The organism is Silvibacterium dinghuense (assembly GCF_004123295.1).
In the GTDB taxonomy this organism is placed as follows: domain Bacteria; phylum Acidobacteriota; class Terriglobia; order Terriglobales; family Acidobacteriaceae; genus Silvibacterium; species Silvibacterium dinghuense.
In genome coordinates this window covers 2,215,766-2,232,728 of the sequence record NZ_SDMK01000001.1, presented here as the reverse complement: position 1 = coordinate 2,232,728, position 16,963 = coordinate 2,215,766, and the positions used below count along the sequence as shown (strand labels likewise).

The window sequence follows — 16,963 nt, the reverse complement described above, 5'->3', positions numbered from 1 at the left end:
GGGCGTGAGTAAGACAAGCAGAAAAGCATTTCACCACAGAGGACACAGAGAGCACAGAGGGATTCGCGCCGAATCCAGCATCCCTGTTTCAGCGGCAAGACGCAAAGAACGCCAAGTTCCGCAAAGACACTTCGGGAAAAGTAAGGACGGGTGCCCCACATCTCGTGAAGTTCGAGATGTGGGGCACCCGATTCCTCCTCCACTGCCTCATTTCCAACGCCTCCAGTTCGCGACCAACGGGAGCGCCGTGCGAAGCCCAATGCCCGCGCGGCCAGCGCCGCGACCGACGGGAGCGGAGGCCGAAGGCAAAAGACCGCACGAAGTGCCGACTAAAGGGAACGGAGGCCGAAGGCGAAACGCCTGGACGGCCAGTCCCCTGTTGATTTCCAAAAGGAGACGTGACACACTTCTTTTGGATACCAAAAGGAGACTGCGTTCGTGCCGAAACCCTCCCGATCCGCCGCTTCCCGCTCTGACGTTCAGCAGGGAACACTTGCCCTGATGGTCCTCAAAACCCTCGATGTCCTCGGCCCCCTGCATGGCTACGGCATTGCGCGGCGCATTGAGCAGATCTCGGGCGACCGCCTCGCGCTCAACCAGGGCACACTCTATCCGCTGCTGCTGCGCCTCGAGCAGGAGGGCTCCATCGCATCCGAGTGGGGCGCATCGGAAAACAACCGGCGCGCGCGTTTCTACGAAATCACCAGGGCAGGCCGCAGACAGCTCCAGGCCGAGCTCGATGGCTGGCAGCAGACCTCGGAGATTATGGCCCGCTTTGTCGCAGCAAAAGCCGGGGAGATCGCATGAGCCCTCTGCACCGCGGCTTGAAACGGCTGGGGGCACGCCTGCGCAATCTCCTGCTGCGCAGGAACACCGACGCGCGTCTGCGCGAGGAGATGGAGTCGCACCTCGCCTTTGAGACCGAGGCCAATCTGGCCTCAGGCATGTCGCCCGACGAAGCACACCGCCAGGCCCGTCTCCACTTCGGCCACGCCGAAGCTATCCGCGAGAGCTACCACGCCGAGTCTGGAGTGCCGTGGTTCGAGAACCTCCTCCGCGACCTGCGCCACGCGCTGCGCGAGCTGCGCCACGCCCCCGGATTCACCCTTGCCGCCGTGCTCACCATCGCACTCGGCATCGGCGCCACCACCGCCGTCTTCACGCTCATCGAACAGGCCCTGCTGCGGCCGCTGCCCGTGCCCCAGCCGGGCCAGCTCTGGGCCATCGGCGGCTCGGACGACTGCTGCTACTCGGCCCGCTATGCCCCGGGCGAATGGCACTTCTTTTCCGACGAGGCCTATCGGTTTTTCCGCGAGCGCAACCCTGAATTCAGCGATCTCGCCGCCTTCCAGGTGGGCATGGGCAATGCCGAGCTGGCCGTGCGCCACGCCGGTGCGCGCGAGCCCATCGAGCCGCGCAACGGCCAGTACGTCTCCGGCAACTACTTCCGCACGCTCGGGGTACAGGCATGGCGCGGACGCCTCTTCCATGACCAGGACGACAACGAGGGCGCGCCGCCCGCCGCGGTCATGAGCTATCGCACCTGGCAGCAGAAGTATGGCTACGATCCATCCGTCGTCGGCGCAGCCTTCACCATCAACGGCCACGCCTTCACCATCGTCGGCATCGCGCCGCCCGGCTTCTTCGGCACACGGTGGGAGAGCAAGATCATGCCCGACTTCTGGCTCCCGCTCTCGACCGAACCGCTGATCGCCGGTCCCACATCGCGCCTCAAGGACACGCGTACCGGCTGGCTCGATCTCATCGGACGCCTCAAGCCTGAAGTCAATCATGCGCAACTCGAAGTCCGCATCCAGGCCCAGCTCCATCAATGGCTCGGCAGCCACCTGACCGACATGACGCCTGAAGAGCGGGCGCTGCAACCGCGCCAGACCGTACACCTCATGCCCGGCGGGCGCGGCGTCTCACCCGACAGCACAGACTATCGAAGCTGGCTCATCCTGCTGTTCGCCGCCTCGGCCTGCGTGCTGCTGGTGGCCTGCGCGAACCTCGCCAACCTGCTGCTGGCTCGCGGCCTGCGCAATCGTCCGCAGACGGCCATCCGTGCCGCGCTGGGGGCCTCTCGCGCCAGCCTCGCACAGCGCGCGCTGGTCGAAAGTCTTGTCCTCAGCGCCATCGGCGCCGGAGCCGGCCTGGCCGTCGCGTGGGCCGGAGCGAAGCTTATTCTGAACCTCGCCTTTCCGGCCTCGAGCATGACACCGTTCGACCCCACACCCTCGCTCCCTGTGCTGCTTTTCGCGCTGGGCCTCTCGGTCGCCACCGGCCTGATCTTCGGCATCGCGCCGGCATGGTCGGCCTCACGCACCCAGCCGATTGAGGCCATCCGCACCGGCACGCGCACCGTTGCAGGCGGAGGCACGGGCCGCACGCAGAGAATGCTTCTGCTCGCGCAGACCGCGCTCTCGCTGGTACTGGTGAGCATGGCCGCACTGCTGGGCCAAAGCCTGCGCAACATGGAGCACCGGGACCTCGGCTTCCCCACCGCCGGCCTCTACCAGGTCTCGATGGACCCCAAGCTCTCGAACTACCCGCAGGAGCGCCTGCTCCCGCTCTTCAACGAGATTGAAGCCCGCATGCGCGCCATCCCCGGTGTAGCCGATGTCACGGCAGGCCTCGGCTTTCCGCCGGACGTCGGCTACTGGAGCCACGACATCCGCATCGCAGGCCATCCCGCGCCGCTCTCGGAAGACAGCGACACCGCCTACTGGACCCGCGTCATGCCCGGCTACTTCGCCTTCTTTCATGACCGCATCGTCTCCGGCCGCGATTTCACTGCCGACGACAATCAGGGTTCACGCCCGGTTGCCGTCATCAACGAGGCCTTCGCACGGCGTTACTTCCCGCATGAGAATCCGATAGGCCGGCACTTTGGTCCCTCCCCAGGCAACTATGCGGGGCTCTACGAGATCATCGGCGTGGCCGCCGACTTCCACACGGACCTGACCCCCGAAGGACCCTCCACCCAGCCGCGCTATTTCCTGCCCGAGGCGCAGGGCACCACGTTTGCCGAGTTCGAGCTCGAGAATCGCGAGCTGTGGTCGCACGATCTTTACGGCGTTGCCATCCTCGCGCCGCACGCATCGCCGGGACTCGAAGAGCAGCTCCGCAGTGCGCTCACGGAAGTCGATCCCGATCTCATTGTGTACTCCGTGGAATCGTTCCAGGACTCGATGGCCGAGGGCTTCGCGCAGCAACGTATGATCCTCGTCCTCTCCTCGATCTTCGGACTCGCCGCGCTCGTCCTGGCCGCAGTGGGGCTCTACGGAGTCACGGCCTACAGCGTGCAGCAGCGCACCGGCGAGATGGGCGTGCGCATGGCTCTCGGCGCCAACCGCATGCAGCTGCTGCGGCTGGTGCTGCGCTCCGCACTTGGACAGTCCGCCATCGGCATCGGCATCGGCCTGCCGCTGGCCATCCTCGCCGGACGCGCTCTCGCCGGACGGCTCTACGGCATCGTGCCGTGGAATCCGCTGATCCTGGGCGGCGCGAGCCTCGTACTGCTACTCACGGCGCTGGCCGCGGCGCTGATCCCGGCACGGCGCGCCGCCGCGGTCGATCCCATGCAGGCGCTGCGCAGCGAGTAATCCAGGCGCACAAACACTTTCCTGTGCCGGACGGGTGCCTCCTTCGGCGCGCATGGGGTGGCTTGCTGCCACCCCACTTTTTTGAGCGGCGGAGACAAACACTTAACCTGTTCAATCATCTTCCGTTTGAGAAGATTTGCGCGTGTCGACCACGATGGTTTCGGCCAGCCGGTCCTGCGCGCACATCCGGTTTTTGTCCCAGAAGTACTGTGCGAATCCGAGACCACCCTCGAGCACTGCCGCACCGTAACCGAGACCGCGCTCGATCGACTGCCAGAGACCGAGCCGCTCGCCGGTGAGCGAGACTGCGCGTGTCCGCGCCACCCATTTGCCCGGCGTGCGCCCGTTGCCGAAGTAGTTCGAGAGGCCCCAGTACAGCAGCATCACCGCGACATTGCCCTTCTCGTGAAAGTCCCAGTTCAAATCGATGTGCGGCTCATGCAGAACAAAGCGCTTCCAGCCATACTCCAGCGGAGCCCACAACAACAGGGCGATCAGCAGATCGAGCCAGAAACCCAGCGCCCGCTGCCAGAAGTGCGCCAGCGGAGCACCCTGCAGCGCATGGACCCGGCTGCTCTCATGTGCATAAAAACGTCGCCCTCGTTGCTCATTGGCGTTCATAGTGGACGCAGGATAACCCGTCCAGCACTGATTTTTGCCACGAATTGCACGGCTAGAAGGAAGAGCGAAACAGGCGAGCCGCCTCCATCCTGCGAGGACGGCTCGCCTGCATCAGCCGTGCCGCAGGCAGGCCTGGACCGCCTGGCGAAAGAAGGCCCAATACTCCGGCTTTGGCATAGTCTCCCTGAGCCGGGCTGCGCGCTCGTCATTCGGCCAATGGCTCTCGTCTTCGAACATCCGCCGCCAGCCTTCGCCGATTTCCGGGTCCCCTTGCGTGAACTCGTCGGCCAGCCGCATCCAGCGCGCCAGCAGCATCCGGCCCTCGGCGCTGTCCGGAGACGCATTGCGGTCGATCGCGCCCTGAATGTCATCGAATAACGCCTTCCAGCGCCTGCCGTTTTCCGCCATCTGTTCCGGCGTCATCGCTGCGCGCCGCTCCCGAAGCACCTCAGCGGCCTTCGGACTGTAGTACTTCTCCGTCCAATCGGTAGATTCCTGCATGTGTATCTCCTCGAGAATGGTTTGGTAGAGGAGCCATTCGGGTTCCGCAACTTCTTCCTTTGCGCGCCGCTGCGCGTGCTCAATGGCGCCGAGGACGCGATCCAGGCCATGGCGCCGCTGCCGCAGCGCCGCCTGCTGACGCCGAAGAGTGACGGCCAGCGGCTCCGGGCTTCCAGAACCATGGCCTGCCGGAGCGCTCAGCAGCGCGGCAATCTCGCGCAGCGAAAGGCCCAGGTACCGCAGCACAAGAATTCGCTCCAGACGACCGAGATCCTCGTGACAGTAAAGCCGGTAGCCGCGCTCAGAACGATGCGCCGGGGAAAGCAGCCCGAGCCGGTCGTAGTGGTGCAGGGTCCGAACCGTAACTCCGGCAAGCGTTGCGAACTGCTGGATGCGGAAGGTGCTCATGGGTCTCACCACAGACATCCTCGCCCCTGACGCAAGGGCAGGGTCAAGCCCGATGTGCAGCCGTCGCGACAAAAATCATTCTCCCGCAATCTGCGCCTCCTATGATGAAGAGGCATGCCCGGTACGGGCCTCAAGGAGAATCCCCATGGCTGCCAAAAAAATCCTCTTCCTCGTCGGCGATTTCGCCGAGGACTACGAGGTGATGGTCCCCTTCCAGACACTGCTTACCGTGGGCCACACGGTGCACGCTGTCTGCCCGGACAAAAAGGCCGGCCAGACCATCAAGACCGCCATCCATGACTTCGAGGGCGACCAGACCTACACCGAGAAGCCCGGCCACCACTTCACGTTGAACGCGACCTTCGCCGATGTCCGCGAGAGCGACTATGACGCGCTGATGATCGCCGGTGGCCGCGCTCCGGAGTACATCCGCCTGAACCCGCGGGTCATCGCCATCGTGCGCCACTTCGCCGAGGCGCACAAGCCGATCGCCGCCATCTGCCACGCGGCGCAGGTGCTGGCCGCGGCAAGCGTCATCACCGGCAAGCGCATCTCGGCCTACGCCGCCTGCGCGCCGGAGGTGCGCCTCGCCGGGGCCACCTACGTCGAAACACCGCCCGACGGCGCCATCACCGACGGCAACTTCGTCACCGGCTTCGCCTGGCCCGCGCACCCGCAGTGGCTCGCGCAGTTCCTCGCCCTGCTGGGGACGAAGATCGAACTGTAAGCGGCACGAACACGGGTGCCCCACGTCTCGCTTTTGAGACGTGGGAAGACGCAAGACTGCACGAAGTGCCGACCAAAGGGGGCAGAAGCCGAAGGCGAAAGGCCTAGACGGCCAGTCCTATGCTCCCGAAGCCAGCTTTTCCTTCGTCAGCTCATTCCACTGCAGCAACGGCTCCCACATCGGCGGAGACACCACGCCGGGAGCCACGCGATCGATCGCCTGCTGCGGCGGAATGTTGCCCTGCTCATTGCGGAAGAGCCCCTTCACCCAGGCAATCGCCGCCAGGCCCGACTTGCCCTCGAAAACCTGCTCCATGTACATCCACTTCTCGTCCCAGCACATCAGGCGCGTCGAAAGCGTGAAGGGCGCCCAGAAGCCGAGCGAGCGGCGATAGGTGATCGACACCGAGCCGACCAGCGGCGTCCAGTGCTCGCGCACCGCGGGGACCAGCAGCCCCGTGGCGGCCATCAGACGCGTGCGCCCATAATCCATGAAGGTCAGGTAGCGGGCGTTATTGAGATGGAAATTGAAGTCGATATCCTGCGGCCAGACACGCAGGCGCAGCACGTCCGCCTCGAGCACGCCCATGCGCGGATGCGGCCAGAGCTTCTGGCGAATGACCAGGCCGGGAATACGGATAAAGCTGTTGTAGTGAGACATGGATTCGATTTCAGTTTAGAGCGGAATCCAGGCAAACCTGTGCCAATGGGTACCCCCGGCAGGAATTCCAATCAGGAACGCAGCCGCCGCCAATCCTCGCCGGCAAAGAGCCGGATCGCTGCAATCCCCGCCGCGCCAGCGGCAAGGCAGGCCGGGGCATTCTCCACCGTAACGCCGCCCAGAGCCAGCACCGGCTGCGCACCGGGCGATCCCAGACCCGATCCCGGACCTGATCCTAGACCCGATCCTAGACCTGATCCTAGACCTGCAGCCTTTGCAGCGGCGGCCAACGCCTCCAGCCCGGAGCCCGGCAGCCGGCCTCCACCCTCGCGGGCGAGGCTCTTTTCAAAGACCGGGGCAAAGAGGATCAGGTCAGCCTCCGACGCGGCAACCTCCTCCGGCGCATGACAGGACCGGCCGAGAAAAGCCTGCCGCCCGGCGCGATGGAAGATCGCCCGCGCCGCCGCCGCGGCTGAACTGGGGATGGTACCAGGCAGATGAACGCCGTCGCAGCCGGCCTCGAGGGCAATCTCCGCCGGACCGTTCAGCAGCACCCGCGTTTCGCTTCCCACCGCACGCACCCCTTGCACCACCTCAGCGGCCAGCGCCAGCAATTCCCGCGGCGACAGGTCCTTTTCCCGCAGCTGGATAACATCCACTCCCCCCGCAGCCCAGCCGCGTACAGCGGCCAGCAGCGCACGGCGGCGAGCGGCCTCGTCTCCGGCGAAGATGCGGCGGTCCGTTATGGCACAGAGAAGCATTCTCCTGACTATAGAAGCCCTCCTCCATCCAATCGGAACTCAGGTTCCAACCTTTTGCGTCGATGCAAAGAACGAGGCAGTATCATGGTCACGGAGCGGACACCGATTCCCCACTCGGGCCCGACCCCGACCTGAATTCCCTTTCCTCGCCCATGCCCACGAATGGCTGGCGCGGCAGACCCGTCAGGCTGCGGAAGCATTGCCGCCTGCACCCATATGGAACAGGCGTACATGAGTTCGCGCCGCATGCGGAGAACATGGCTACTTACGATCTGCTGGTAATCGGTTCCGGCCCCTCGGGCCAGCGCGCCGCGGTGTCCGCGGTTAAAAAGGGGAAACGCGTGGCGCTCGTCGAAATGCGCAGCGTGGTGGGCGGGGTGTGCATCAACACCGGCACCATCCCCAGCAAGACCATGCGCGAGGCCGTGCTGCACCTCTCGGGCTACAACTATCGCTCCGTCTACGGCATGAATTACCGCGTGAAGGAAAAGATCACCATGAGCGATCTTGCCTTCCGCGTGCAACACGTCATCAAGACCGAGGTGGACGTCACCGAGGCGCAGCTCTCGCGCAACGGCGTCGATGTGCTCACCGGCACGGCCAGCTTCGTCGACACCACGCATGTCCGCGTCGACAGCACGAACGGCTCCACCGTTCATGAAGCCGAGCGGATCGTCATCGCTGTGGGCACCAAGCCGGCCAGCACGCCCAAGGTGCCGCTCAATGGCCGCACCATTATCAACAGCGACCAGATTCTCGACCTGCAAACGCTGCCCAAGACCATGATCGTGGTGGGCGGCGGCGTCATCGGCGTCGAATACTGCTGCATGTTCGCCGCTCTCGGCGTACGCATGACGCTGATCGAGAAGCGTCCCCGCCTGCTCGAGTTCGCCGACCAGGAGATCATCGAAGCCCTCAGCTACCATCTGCGCGACAGCCGCGTGACCATGCGCCTGCACGAAGAAGTGGAGAGCGTCGAAGAGCTGGCCGACGGTACCGTGGTCGCCAATCTCGAAAGCAAGAAGCGCATCTCCGGCGACGCCCTGCTCTACGCGGTCGGCCGCCAGGGCAATATCGACGAGCTGAACCTCTCCGCCGCCGGCATTGAAGCCGACTCGCGCGGCCGCATCCCGGTCGACAAGGACTTCCGCACCAAGGTGCCGAACATCTTTGCCGTCGGCGATGTCATCGGTTTCCCCAGCCTGGCCTCGGTTTCGATGGAACAGGGCCGCATCGCCGTCGAGCGCGCCTTCGGCGACGAGGTCGTGCAGTCGAATCCCAGCTTCTATCCGTACGGCATCTACACCATCCCGGAGATCTCCTTCATCGGCAAGACCGAGGAACAGCTCACCGAGGAGGACGTGCCCTACGAGGTGGGCGTGGCCTACTACCGTGAGATCGCCCGCGGCCAGATTCGAGGCGATACCACCGGCCGCCTCAAGCTCATCTTTCACCGCGAGAACAAGCAGATTCTGGGCGTACACATCATCGGCGAAGGCGCGGCCGAGCTGGTGCATATCGGCCAGGCGGTGATGACGCTCAATGGTACGGTGGACTACTTCATCGATACCGTGTTCAACTATCCCACTCTGGCGGAATGCTACAAGGCGGCTGCTTTCAACGGCATCAACCGGCTTGCCCGCTTCCAGGAATAACCGGGCCCTGACGTCTCCCCAGGCGCAGTTCCCGGCGCCAGGGGAGAATGCTGCTAAATCGTAGGAACTTCTTTCAGAAAGGAGCGACGATATGGCAATCAGTGTTGGCGTCACCATTACCGACCGCGTCGTCGCGGGCCTCATCGAGGACCACAAGGTTATAGGCGAGCTGCTTCGATATCCAGCTCTGACGACCGGGGCTGGCGAACACACCTTCGACGAAATGGGTGTGCTCATCGAAATGCCCGCCGATTCGCTGTGCGAGATGGTCTGCGATCACGTCGCACAGCTGGCCGGAGAACATAAGAACCTCAACGCCGTCGGCGTAGCCATGCCCGGCATCATTCGTAACGGCATCATCGAAGACTCTCCTAATCTTCCTCAGCTCAAAGGCGCGCATGTCGCCGATGCGGTGCAGGCCGGCATCGAAGCGCGCGGCATCACCGGCCCTGTCACCATCCTGAACGACGCCGACGCGGTTGCCGCCGGCCTTGCCGCCACGCGCGGGCACCTCGACCGCCATGTGCGCGTATGGACCATCGGCAACGGCATCGGCTTCGGCCGCTACCCCTACACGGAAGGCCCGTGGGAGGGCGGCCACACGGTCGTCACCCTCGATCCGAAGGAAAACTACTGCGGCTGCGGCGGCAAGGGGCACCTGGAAGGCATCATGGGCCACCGCGCCATGCGGCTGCGTTTCCTCGACCTCGAGCCGGACGAAATCTTCGCCCACGCCCGCAAGGGTGACCGCCGCTGTCAGGAATTTGTGGAGCTGTGGCACCAGGCGCTGGCCGCGGCCACGGCATCGCAGATTCACCTCGAAGGCCCGGGCCGCTTCTACTTCACCGGGCGCGACATCCAGCGCCTCGACCTGAAGCGCGTGAAAGAACACCTGTGGGACATGGTCAAGATGAGCCCGCTCCAGAGCTACACGCTCGAGGTGCTCCCCGAAGATCCTTCCCTCTCGGTGGTGGGAGCAGCCGCAGTCGCCCTGCTCGGCACCCGATGCTAGAAAAGCAGGGTATAGGGTGTAGGGGGTAGGGTATAGAAAAACCTGGCTCGGACAGAACCCCGACGGTGGCCCACTCGGGCAGGTGTTGCCTGGGAGGGGTACACAGAACCCCGCACAGAAAAAACCGGGTGCCTTGCTCAGGCAAAGCTGAGCAAGGCACCCGGTTTTTTTCTACACCCTACACCCTATACCCCACACCCTGCCTTACCGGTAGCTGCGCTGGTAGGTCCGGGTAATGCGGTCGTGCCAGGTCAGCCGGTCATCGTCGAGCACAGCCCAGAGAAAGCCCATGCCCAGCGGCAGCGCAGAGAGCAGCAGCGCCGCGATGCGGCCCCGCATCTCCTTGCGGGTCGGGTTCTCGTCCTCGAAGGTGCAGAGCGCGATCTTCGCGTACTGCATCCCCGGCGTGCCCTCGGAAAAGCTGAAAAACAGCCACTGGTAGATCACGAAAAAGACCACCAGCACACCGCCGGCTGCTGCAACGGCGGGCTTGCCCACGGGCAGATGCGGCGTCGAAGCCACAAACACCAGCACGAAGAGCAGAAAGGCAATCGAGACCAGCGCCAGGTCTACCAGCGCCGCCATGAGCCGGTCCTGCATCGGGGCAACGTGCAGGGGAAGCATCTCCATCAGGGCAGAATACGCCTGTCCGGCACGAGTCTGCGCTTCCGGAGCGGTACGCGGTTGACGGCCGAGCGGGCGCGGCTCCGCTTCCGGCTCCGGATGAGCATCGAGCTGGATGGAGTGCCACTCGGGCAGCGTCTGTTGCACGCTTTCCTGGGTCATCACCTCATGTGAGATGCTCTCCGGCTCGACCTCAAAGATGCGTAACTGGGCACCTTCGGGCTCGGCCTCTTCGCGCAGCGGCCCCTCGGCCAGCCGTGGACGCGCCTTGCGCGTCGCCACCAGTTCACGGGGAAACTCGATGAGCTTGGCCGGCAGCGGCTGCGCATCGGCCACAAAGGCCTCCGCAAAGGGATCTTCGATGTGCGTCGGATAGTCTTCCGTCCGCTGTGGACGCGAGGGCTCGACGGTGCGGTTCTGCATGCCGCGGGCAGGGCCCTGCGGCGCCTGCGGCAGCGAGCCGGGATCGATACGGTAATCGATGGGGGTGCTCACCACCGGTTCATCCAGAACGGCATGGCTCATGACCGGAGTGTGATCCACAGCGGCCGCCGGCGCGCTATAGGCCGCTTCGGGCAGCGGCATCTGAACGATCTCCGCCGGCTCAGCCGGCCACTGGAGCTCGGCATGCGAGGCTTCATACTCGGCAGGCGTGAGATCAAGCCCGGCGAGGATGGCCTGCGCGGCGGTATGTGCCTGGCGTGCAGCCTCGGCGGCAGCCTCCGCAGCACGAGCCGCGGCAGCGGCTTCGGCGGCCAGCATTTCGCTGTAGGTCGGAGCCTTGGAATAACGCTCGGCAACGCGGGCCGCTACCCGCGCCGCGCGCGAGGCCGCCGAAGTCTCCATGCCAGGCAGTGGAGGCTGATTGCTGCCCTCGTCACGGACCCGGCGCGTACGGTGTGCCTGCAAGCGTGCATTGACTTCCTGTTTCCAGTCCGGCACGGATGCCAGCACGGGCTCAGTCTGTATGGGGCTCGTGGAAGCGCTCAACGTTCCTCCTCATTTCTTTCGGTCCCGCATCCGGCTGCCTGGACCGCGACAAATCCCGGCGTAAGCACGTCTGCTGTAAGTGGCGATGCGCATCGGTAAAGAGAGGAAACGAGGCTGGAGACACGAGTACGGTTCACTGGTTGCAGTCCAATGTCGGCGAGAGAACGAAACTTCGAGCCAGAGCGGCGAACTGTTTTCGCGCTGATTTCTCCCGGCACAGCCTTTGCTATCCTTGAGAAGTCCCTCGCGATGAGAGCCCGCACTTTTTTGTGTACCATGCTGCTCCTGCTGTGTCACTCGCAGCTTTGGTCGCAGGCGTTGACGAAGCAGTTTCCCCTTGGCGGGACGGCTCTCTCCTCATCGTCCGCTTCCACGCCCTCTTCCGCCGTAAAAACCCCTGTTTCGGATAGTTCCGCGCTCCCGGAAGACGCCAGCGTCGAGAGCCAGATTCCTGAGGCCCATGTCGTTCCGCCGCCCCCGCAGGGCATACCGGTGCGCATCCAGGCGGATTCGCAGACTTACGTGAAAGCCGACAGCGGCGGCGTTTACACGCTCCTCGGCCACGTCGTCATTCATTACAAGGACTACATCATCTCCGCCGACCGGGCGACCTACAACCAGGACACTGGCGAGATCGTCGGCAACGGCCATCTGCACATCGACGGCGGCCCGGACGAGGCGCACCTGATGGCCGACCATGGCACCATCAACCCTGACGCACACACCGGCCATTTTTACGATGTCTCGGGCACGCTCGGCCACGGACGCACCTCCGAACCGAAGCTGATTACCAAATTCGTCTCCGGTTCCGGCGAAGTACAGCAGGCAAAGGTGCTGCTCGCCTCGTCCAGCCCCTTCGCCATCACCGGCAAGGAGCTGATCGAGACCGGCGAACGCCAGTATCACGTGATCGACGGCTCGATGACCTCCTGCCAGCTGCCCAATCCGGACTGGCGGCTCATCGCACAGAATTTTTTCCTGAATAACAACGTCGCCAAAGGCGCGAACAGCTGGTTTGAGTTCGATGGCCTGCCGGTCGTGCATCGTGTACCGGTCTTCTACCTGCCCTACGTCACGCACCCCATCGACAGCGACTCAAGGCAGAGCGGCTTCGTCATCCCGTCCTTCGGCAGCGATACCACCAAGGGCCTGATCCTCGGCGAGGATTACTACCAGGTGCTCGGCCGGAGCGCCGACCTCACCGTCGGCTCGCAGTACTACTCCAAACGCGGCTTTGCTCCCCGCGCGCTCTTCCGCTATCGCGGCCGCGACTACGATTTCGCAACCTTCCGCTTCGTCAGCCTGCTGGACCGCCTGCCCGGCACCGAAAACCAGGGCGGCGTCGATATGCTCTTCGACGGACGCCATGACTTCGGCCCGGAGACCCGCGCCGTCGCCGACCTCGAGTACCTGAGCTCTTACACCTATCGCCAGGAGTTCGAAGACAACTACGTGGTCGCCATCAACTCCGAGGTCAAGTCGCAGGCCTTCCTCTCCCACGCCCATAACGGACTGGCCGAAAGCGTCGCCTTCAACCGCTACGAGAGCTACGAAAGCAGCTCGACCACCAGCTCCGGCGAGCAGGAGATCAAGATCATCCACGCGCCGACGCTGGCATTTGACGGCGTCGACCAGTACCTGCCGGGCACTCCGCTGATGTGGGGCGTCACCACCACCGGCACCGGCCTCTCCCGCTCCGAACCGGGCTTCCAGACCACGCATTTCATCCCCCGCATCGATCTCGAGCCGCACCTGGCCATGCCGCTGCACTTCGACAGCTGGCACGTGCGTCCGGCCGTCGGGGTGCGCGATACCTTCTATGGCAGCAGCCAGAACCCGGCGCCAATCGGCGAGCTGCCGACCGAGCGCGACGCCTCGCTCAACCGCAAGGACTTCGAAGCGGACATCGACGTGCGTCCACCAGCCCTGGAGCGCGACTTCTCCTCACCCCTGCTGGCCAAAATCTTCGGCGCCGACCTGCGCCATACCATCGAGCCCGAGGTGGAATACCGCTACGTCGGCGGTATCGACAACTTCAGCTCGGTCATGCGCTTCGACACCGTCGACGTCGCCAGCAACACCAACGAGCTGGGCTATTACCTGCACCAGAAGATCTTTCTCCGGCCGCTCAAGCCGCATCCCTGCAAGGGTGACGAAGCCCTGGGCCCGGATGACATGTGCAGCAGCGAGACCAGCGCCTGGCTCAACTGGGAAGTCGGGCAGAAGTTCTTCTTCAACAACACCTTCGGTGGAGCCATCACAGACCGGACCCGCAATGTGCTCGACACCACGCTCGACCTGACCGGCGTCGCGTTCGTCTCACATCCCCGCGATTACTCGCCGATCATCTCCCGCCTGCGCATGCAGACCACCTCGACCACCAATCTCGAGTGGGATATGGACTACGACACCAAGACGGGCCGGCTGGACTCGAGCAACCTCTTCGGCACCTACAAGCACGGGGACTTCTCCTTTACCCTCGCCGATGCCCATCTCCACACCCTGCCGGGCGCCAGCCCCCCGAGCGACGCCAAGAGCTCCACTTCGACGCTTACCACCACGACGTCGAGCAGCGAAGAGATCAACTTCAACCAGCTGCGCCTGACCGCCGTCTACGGCAGCCCGCTGAAGACCGGCCTGAGCGTGGGCATGAATACCGGCTACGACTTCACGCTCGACCAGCTGCAGTATGCCGGCGTTCAAACCACCTACAACTGGAACTGCTGCGGGCTGAGTTTCGAGGTACGGCGCTACGCGCTGGGCACAGTGCCCGAGCACACGACCTATCTCTACAACTTCACCCTGGCGAACGTAGGCACGGCCGGAAGCCTCTCCTGGGCCGAACGCGTCTTCTAAAGAAAGTCTGTCCGGGAAGGACAGAGCCGCTTTCATGCAGCAAGCGATAGGTTGTATTCACCTATATATGCATGAAAATAAATAACTTGCTTTTATCGTTGTCATCCCGACCGCAGCGAACCGGGGTCCCCGGCGCGCCCGATGTTGGCGCACTGGGGGTGGGGAAGCGCAGTGGAGGGACCTGCGGTTTGTTGTATCCCCGCAACATGCCAGCTCGCGACCAGCGGAAGCGGAGGCCGAAGGCAGATTCGCTCTGCGCGCAGCAGAACCGCGGGTTTCTCCGCTCCGCAGGACCACAAAACGGTCCTGCTCCGGTCGAAATGACAGCCTTTTACTATCGCTATATGGGGATACGGCCTGGAAGAAGTCTTTGGAAGATTTGCCCTACAGAGCTGCAGCGAGCTGCGGACGAAGGCCCGCGTGCGTTGTTTCGTAAAGACAAAGCAGGCGCCGCTGCATGAGGTAGTAAGAAGAGGCCGCCTGCTGCAGATAAAAGGGCAGGCGTAGCGGACGGCGGTGCAGTGCCCTGTCCACGCGAATCCGGAACAACGCGCGCCGTAACAGGATCGCATCCTGGCGCATGCGCTCGGCGACGATGGCTGCCTCGACCAGGTTCCAGCGGCTGGCATAGCCAGCCAGGGCCACCATGACATCCGCATTGGCCTGCATACGGCGCAGCCCCTCGGCACCGCCAAGGAGTGACCACATCTCCGCCGGTTCCAGGCGAATCTGATTGCTTTGCGGCTCAATATGGTCCCGGGCCACCATCTCCAGCCCGCCGGCATGCAGCGGCTCGAGCAGGGCGACCAGCTCATCCCATTCCTTGCGCTGAAGACCGCCGGTACTGCGCATGGACCATACCAGCGCCACACCAGTGGCGGCGACGGTGGTCCCGGCGGTAATGAGGAAAGGCAGGCTCATGAAGATCGTCGCGTGTGCGGGCGATGAACCAACTTGCCCACATAGTAGTCGAGCTCGCGCTGCCGTTCAACAAGAATTTGGCGCATCTCCGGCGTCATTTCCCGGGTCGGCTCATCCCGCCAGAACACAAACATCCAGTACGCCTGGGCCAGCACCCCTGCCAGTGCCCCGACATAGAAGAGCGAGAAATAGACATCCCCATAGCCCCAGTAGCTATGGCAGGTCTCCACGACAAAGGTGATAAAGGCCCAGAAGGTCCAGCCCTGGGCCAGCCCCATCACATGGTTGCGCCAGCTGAGGCCATAGCGGCGGGCCGTGACCAGTACGGCCACAGAAACCATGCAGGTGAGCATGACCGCAAAGAGATCTCCGCGCAAAACCCACGCCCAGGCCGAATCCGGAGCCTGCGGCTGCGCCAGAAAGACCATGCCCAGCGCCAGCACAAAACACACCGAACTCACCGCGATCCAGAAAGCCCGGGCATCCTTGGCCCATCGCCCAAAGGGCCGGAAGACCTGGCGTGCAATTTCCACGACGACCGCAAGTTGCAGCAGGAGATCGACCACCTGTCCGCCCCAGTACAGGCCGTTATAAAGCCGCGGGCGCGTCGAGGCCAGCAGCAGAACGATGCTCTGCAGCGCATCAAAGCCCACCAGGCAGGTGAAAAACGGAAACGCCTTCACGCGCCGGCGAAAAACCATGACGCCAAATAACAGCGAGAGGGCAGCGAATCCCGCCGCCCAGATGGCCATCTGCAGCCCGGAGAACCCCACAGCTAAAGAATGTATCAATCCCGCCGAAAAAACGAGATTGCTTCAGCTGCAATCTCTGCTTTTATTTACGCAGACCGTGCGGCGTCGGCGGGGGTGCGGTGGAAAGCCCGGCATACGAGGTGGCGGCAAAGCCGGCGAGAAGGCTGGCGGCGAGGATCGCGTTGCGGACAATCTTGTTCATGGCTATCTCCTTCAGATCTCAGTCGTAGTTTGCAAATAAGTTACAGGCTTGGCCAGTTACTTGCGCAGGCCGTGCGGCGTCGGCGGAGGCGCAGTGCAGAGACCGGCATACGAGGTGGCGGCAAAGCCGGCGAGAAGGCTGGCGGCGAGGATCGCATTGCGGACAATCTTGTTCATGGCTATCTCCTTCAGATCTCAGTCGTAGTTTGCAAATAAGTTACAGGTCTCGCGAGTTACTTGCGCAGGCCGTGCGGCNACCGGCATACGAGGTGGCGGCAAAACCGGCAAGAAGGCTGGCGGCGAGGATCACGTTGCGGACAATCTTGTTCATGGCTATCTCCTTCAAATCTCAGTCGTAGTTTGCAAATAAGTTACAGGTCTCGCGAGTTACTTGCGCAGGCCGTGCGGCGTCGGCGGAGGTGCGGTGCAGAGACCGGCGTACGAGGTGGCGGCAAAGCCGGCGAGAAGGCTGGCGGCGAGGATCACGTTGCGGACAATCTTGTTCATGGCTATCTCCTTCAGGTGCGGATGTACTGCGTGAGGTAGTTTCCCCTTCCTGTGACGGATTGGGAATGTTACTTACGGAAAACGAGCGGCTGCCGCTGCGCTATGTCGCTTGCTGCGGCATGAGATGGAGCGGCAACGCCGGCAGTCGAGCCGGCAGACGGG

Annotated in this window: 13 protein-coding genes; 6 read left to right on the top strand and 7 right to left on the bottom strand. The window is 63.7% G+C overall.

Translation table 11 applies throughout. The features are described 5' to 3' along the window. The first annotated feature begins 501 nt into the window (after positions 1 to 501). Together ESZ00_RS08840 and ESZ00_RS08835 are read left to right on the top strand one after the other, a co-directional pair. A complete protein-coding gene (locus ESZ00_RS08840; RefSeq protein WP_129208023.1) occupies positions 502 to 807 on the top strand; it encodes a PadR family transcriptional regulator in 306 nt (101 codons plus the stop codon). After that, a complete protein-coding gene (locus ESZ00_RS08835) occupies positions 804 to 3,605 on the top strand; it encodes an ABC transporter permease (protein WP_229741057.1) in 2,802 nt (933 codons plus the stop codon). Before ESZ00_RS08840 ends, ESZ00_RS08835 begins: the two co-directional genes overlap by 4 nt. Positions 3,606 to 3,716: 111 nt before the next feature. Here the strand turns inward: ESZ00_RS08835 and ESZ00_RS08830 are convergent, their stop codons facing one another. Together ESZ00_RS08830 and ESZ00_RS08825 are read right to left on the bottom strand one after the other, a co-directional pair. Then, positions 3,717 to 4,226: an RDD family protein gene (locus ESZ00_RS08830; RefSeq protein WP_129207721.1), complete on the bottom strand. Its 510-nt coding sequence runs from the start codon at positions 4,224 to 4,226 to the stop codon at positions 3,717 to 3,719. A gap of 111 nt (positions 4,227 to 4,337) precedes the next feature. Further along, positions 4,338 to 5,135 carry a MerR family transcriptional regulator gene (locus ESZ00_RS08825; protein ID WP_164981412.1) on the bottom strand — a complete coding sequence of 266 codons (798 nt, stop codon included), beginning with the start codon at positions 5,133 to 5,135 and terminating at the stop codon, positions 4,338 to 4,340. A gap of 145 nt (positions 5,136 to 5,280) precedes the next feature. Between ESZ00_RS08825 and ESZ00_RS08820 the strand changes: the two genes are divergently transcribed. Beyond that, positions 5,281 to 5,862 (top strand): DJ-1/PfpI family protein, encoded by a 582-nt coding sequence (locus tag ESZ00_RS08820; protein WP_129207719.1) that lies wholly within the window; start codon positions 5,281 to 5,283, stop codon positions 5,860 to 5,862. Between the two features lie 117 nt (positions 5,863 to 5,979). Here the strand turns inward: ESZ00_RS08820 and ESZ00_RS08815 are convergent, their stop codons facing one another. Together ESZ00_RS08815 and ESZ00_RS08810 are read right to left on the bottom strand one after the other, a co-directional pair. Next, positions 5,980 to 6,522 carry an acyl-CoA thioesterase gene (locus ESZ00_RS08815; protein WP_129207718.1) on the bottom strand — a complete coding sequence of 181 codons (543 nt, stop codon included), beginning with the start codon at positions 6,520 to 6,522 and terminating at the stop codon, positions 5,980 to 5,982. A 71-nt stretch (positions 6,523 to 6,593) separates the two neighbouring features. Then, a complete protein-coding gene (locus tag ESZ00_RS08810) occupies positions 6,594 to 7,283 on the bottom strand; it encodes a thiamine phosphate synthase (RefSeq protein ID WP_129207717.1) in 690 nt (229 codons plus the stop codon). Between the two features lie 257 nt (positions 7,284 to 7,540). Between ESZ00_RS08810 and sthA the strand changes: the two genes are divergently transcribed. After that, a complete protein-coding gene (sthA, locus tag ESZ00_RS08805; protein ID WP_129207716.1) occupies positions 7,541 to 8,938 on the top strand; it encodes a Si-specific NAD(P)(+) transhydrogenase in 1,398 nt (465 codons plus the stop codon). A gap of 91 nt (positions 8,939 to 9,029) precedes the next feature. Further along, positions 9,030 to 9,950, top strand: a complete 921-nt coding sequence (locus tag ESZ00_RS08800; protein WP_129207715.1) for an ROK family protein — start codon at positions 9,030 to 9,032, stop codon at positions 9,948 to 9,950. A 204-nt stretch (positions 9,951 to 10,154) separates the two neighbouring features. On the opposite strand, the gene ESZ00_RS08795 is transcribed toward ESZ00_RS08800, so the two are convergent. Continuing rightward, positions 10,155 to 11,564 carry an RDD family protein gene (locus ESZ00_RS08795; protein WP_129207714.1) on the bottom strand — a complete coding sequence of 470 codons (1,410 nt, stop codon included), beginning with the start codon at positions 11,562 to 11,564 and terminating at the stop codon, positions 10,155 to 10,157. Positions 11,565 to 11,813: 249 nt separating this feature from the next. Between ESZ00_RS08795 and ESZ00_RS08790 the strand changes: the two genes are divergently transcribed. Continuing rightward, on the top strand, positions 11,814 to 14,420 hold the full coding sequence (locus ESZ00_RS08790; RefSeq protein ID WP_164981411.1) for an LPS-assembly protein LptD: 2,607 nt from the start codon (positions 11,814 to 11,816) through the stop codon (positions 14,418 to 14,420). Between the two features lie 384 nt (positions 14,421 to 14,804). Here ESZ00_RS08790 and ESZ00_RS08785 read toward each other — a convergent pair whose 3' ends face one another. Both ESZ00_RS08785 and ESZ00_RS08780 read right to left on the bottom strand, forming a co-directional pair. After that, on the bottom strand, positions 14,805 to 15,341 hold the full coding sequence (locus tag ESZ00_RS08785; RefSeq protein WP_229741056.1) for a hypothetical protein: 537 nt from the start codon (positions 15,339 to 15,341) through the stop codon (positions 14,805 to 14,807). Continuing rightward, positions 15,338 to 16,042: a hypothetical protein gene (locus ESZ00_RS08780; protein ID WP_129207712.1), complete on the bottom strand. Its 705-nt coding sequence runs from the start codon at positions 16,040 to 16,042 to the stop codon at positions 15,338 to 15,340. Before ESZ00_RS08780 ends, ESZ00_RS08785 begins: the two co-directional genes overlap by 4 nt. Positions 16,043 to 16,963 lie beyond the last annotated feature (921 nt).

Excerpts from the sequence above, each read along its gene's own strand:
- ESZ00_RS08840 (WP_129208023.1), top strand. The coding sequence starts at position 502 with ATGGTCCTCAAAACCCTCGATGTCCTCGGCCCCCTGCATGGCTACGGC.
- ESZ00_RS08835 (WP_229741057.1), top strand. The coding sequence starts at position 804 with ATGAGCCCTCTGCACCGCGGCTTGAAACGGCTGGGGGCACGCCTGCGC.
- ESZ00_RS08830 (WP_129207721.1), bottom strand. The coding sequence starts at position 4,226 with ATGAACGCCAATGAGCAACGAGGGCGACGTTTTTATGCACATGAGAGC.
- ESZ00_RS08825 (WP_164981412.1), bottom strand. The coding sequence starts at position 5,135 with ATGAGCACCTTCCGCATCCAGCAGTTCGCAACGCTTGCCGGAGTTACG.
- ESZ00_RS08820 (WP_129207719.1), top strand. The coding sequence starts at position 5,281 with ATGGCTGCCAAAAAAATCCTCTTCCTCGTCGGCGATTTCGCCGAGGAC.
- ESZ00_RS08815 (WP_129207718.1), bottom strand. The coding sequence starts at position 6,522 with ATGTCTCACTACAACAGCTTTATCCGTATTCCCGGCCTGGTCATTCGC.
- ESZ00_RS08810 (WP_129207717.1), bottom strand. The coding sequence starts at position 7,283 with ATGCTTCTCTGTGCCATAACGGACCGCCGCATCTTCGCCGGAGACGAG.
- sthA (WP_129207716.1), top strand. The coding sequence starts at position 7,541 with ATGGCTACTTACGATCTGCTGGTAATCGGTTCCGGCCCCTCGGGCCAG.
- ESZ00_RS08800 (WP_129207715.1), top strand. The coding sequence starts at position 9,030 with ATGGCAATCAGTGTTGGCGTCACCATTACCGACCGCGTCGTCGCGGGC.
- ESZ00_RS08790 (WP_164981411.1), top strand. The coding sequence starts at position 11,814 with ATGAGAGCCCGCACTTTTTTGTGTACCATGCTGCTCCTGCTGTGTCAC.
- ESZ00_RS08785 (WP_229741056.1), bottom strand. The coding sequence starts at position 15,341 with ATGAGCCTGCCTTTCCTCATTACCGCCGGGACCACCGTCGCCGCCACT.
- ESZ00_RS08780 (WP_129207712.1), bottom strand. The coding sequence starts at position 16,042 with ATGGTTTTTCGCCGGCGCGTGAAGGCGTTTCCGTTTTTCACCTGCCTG.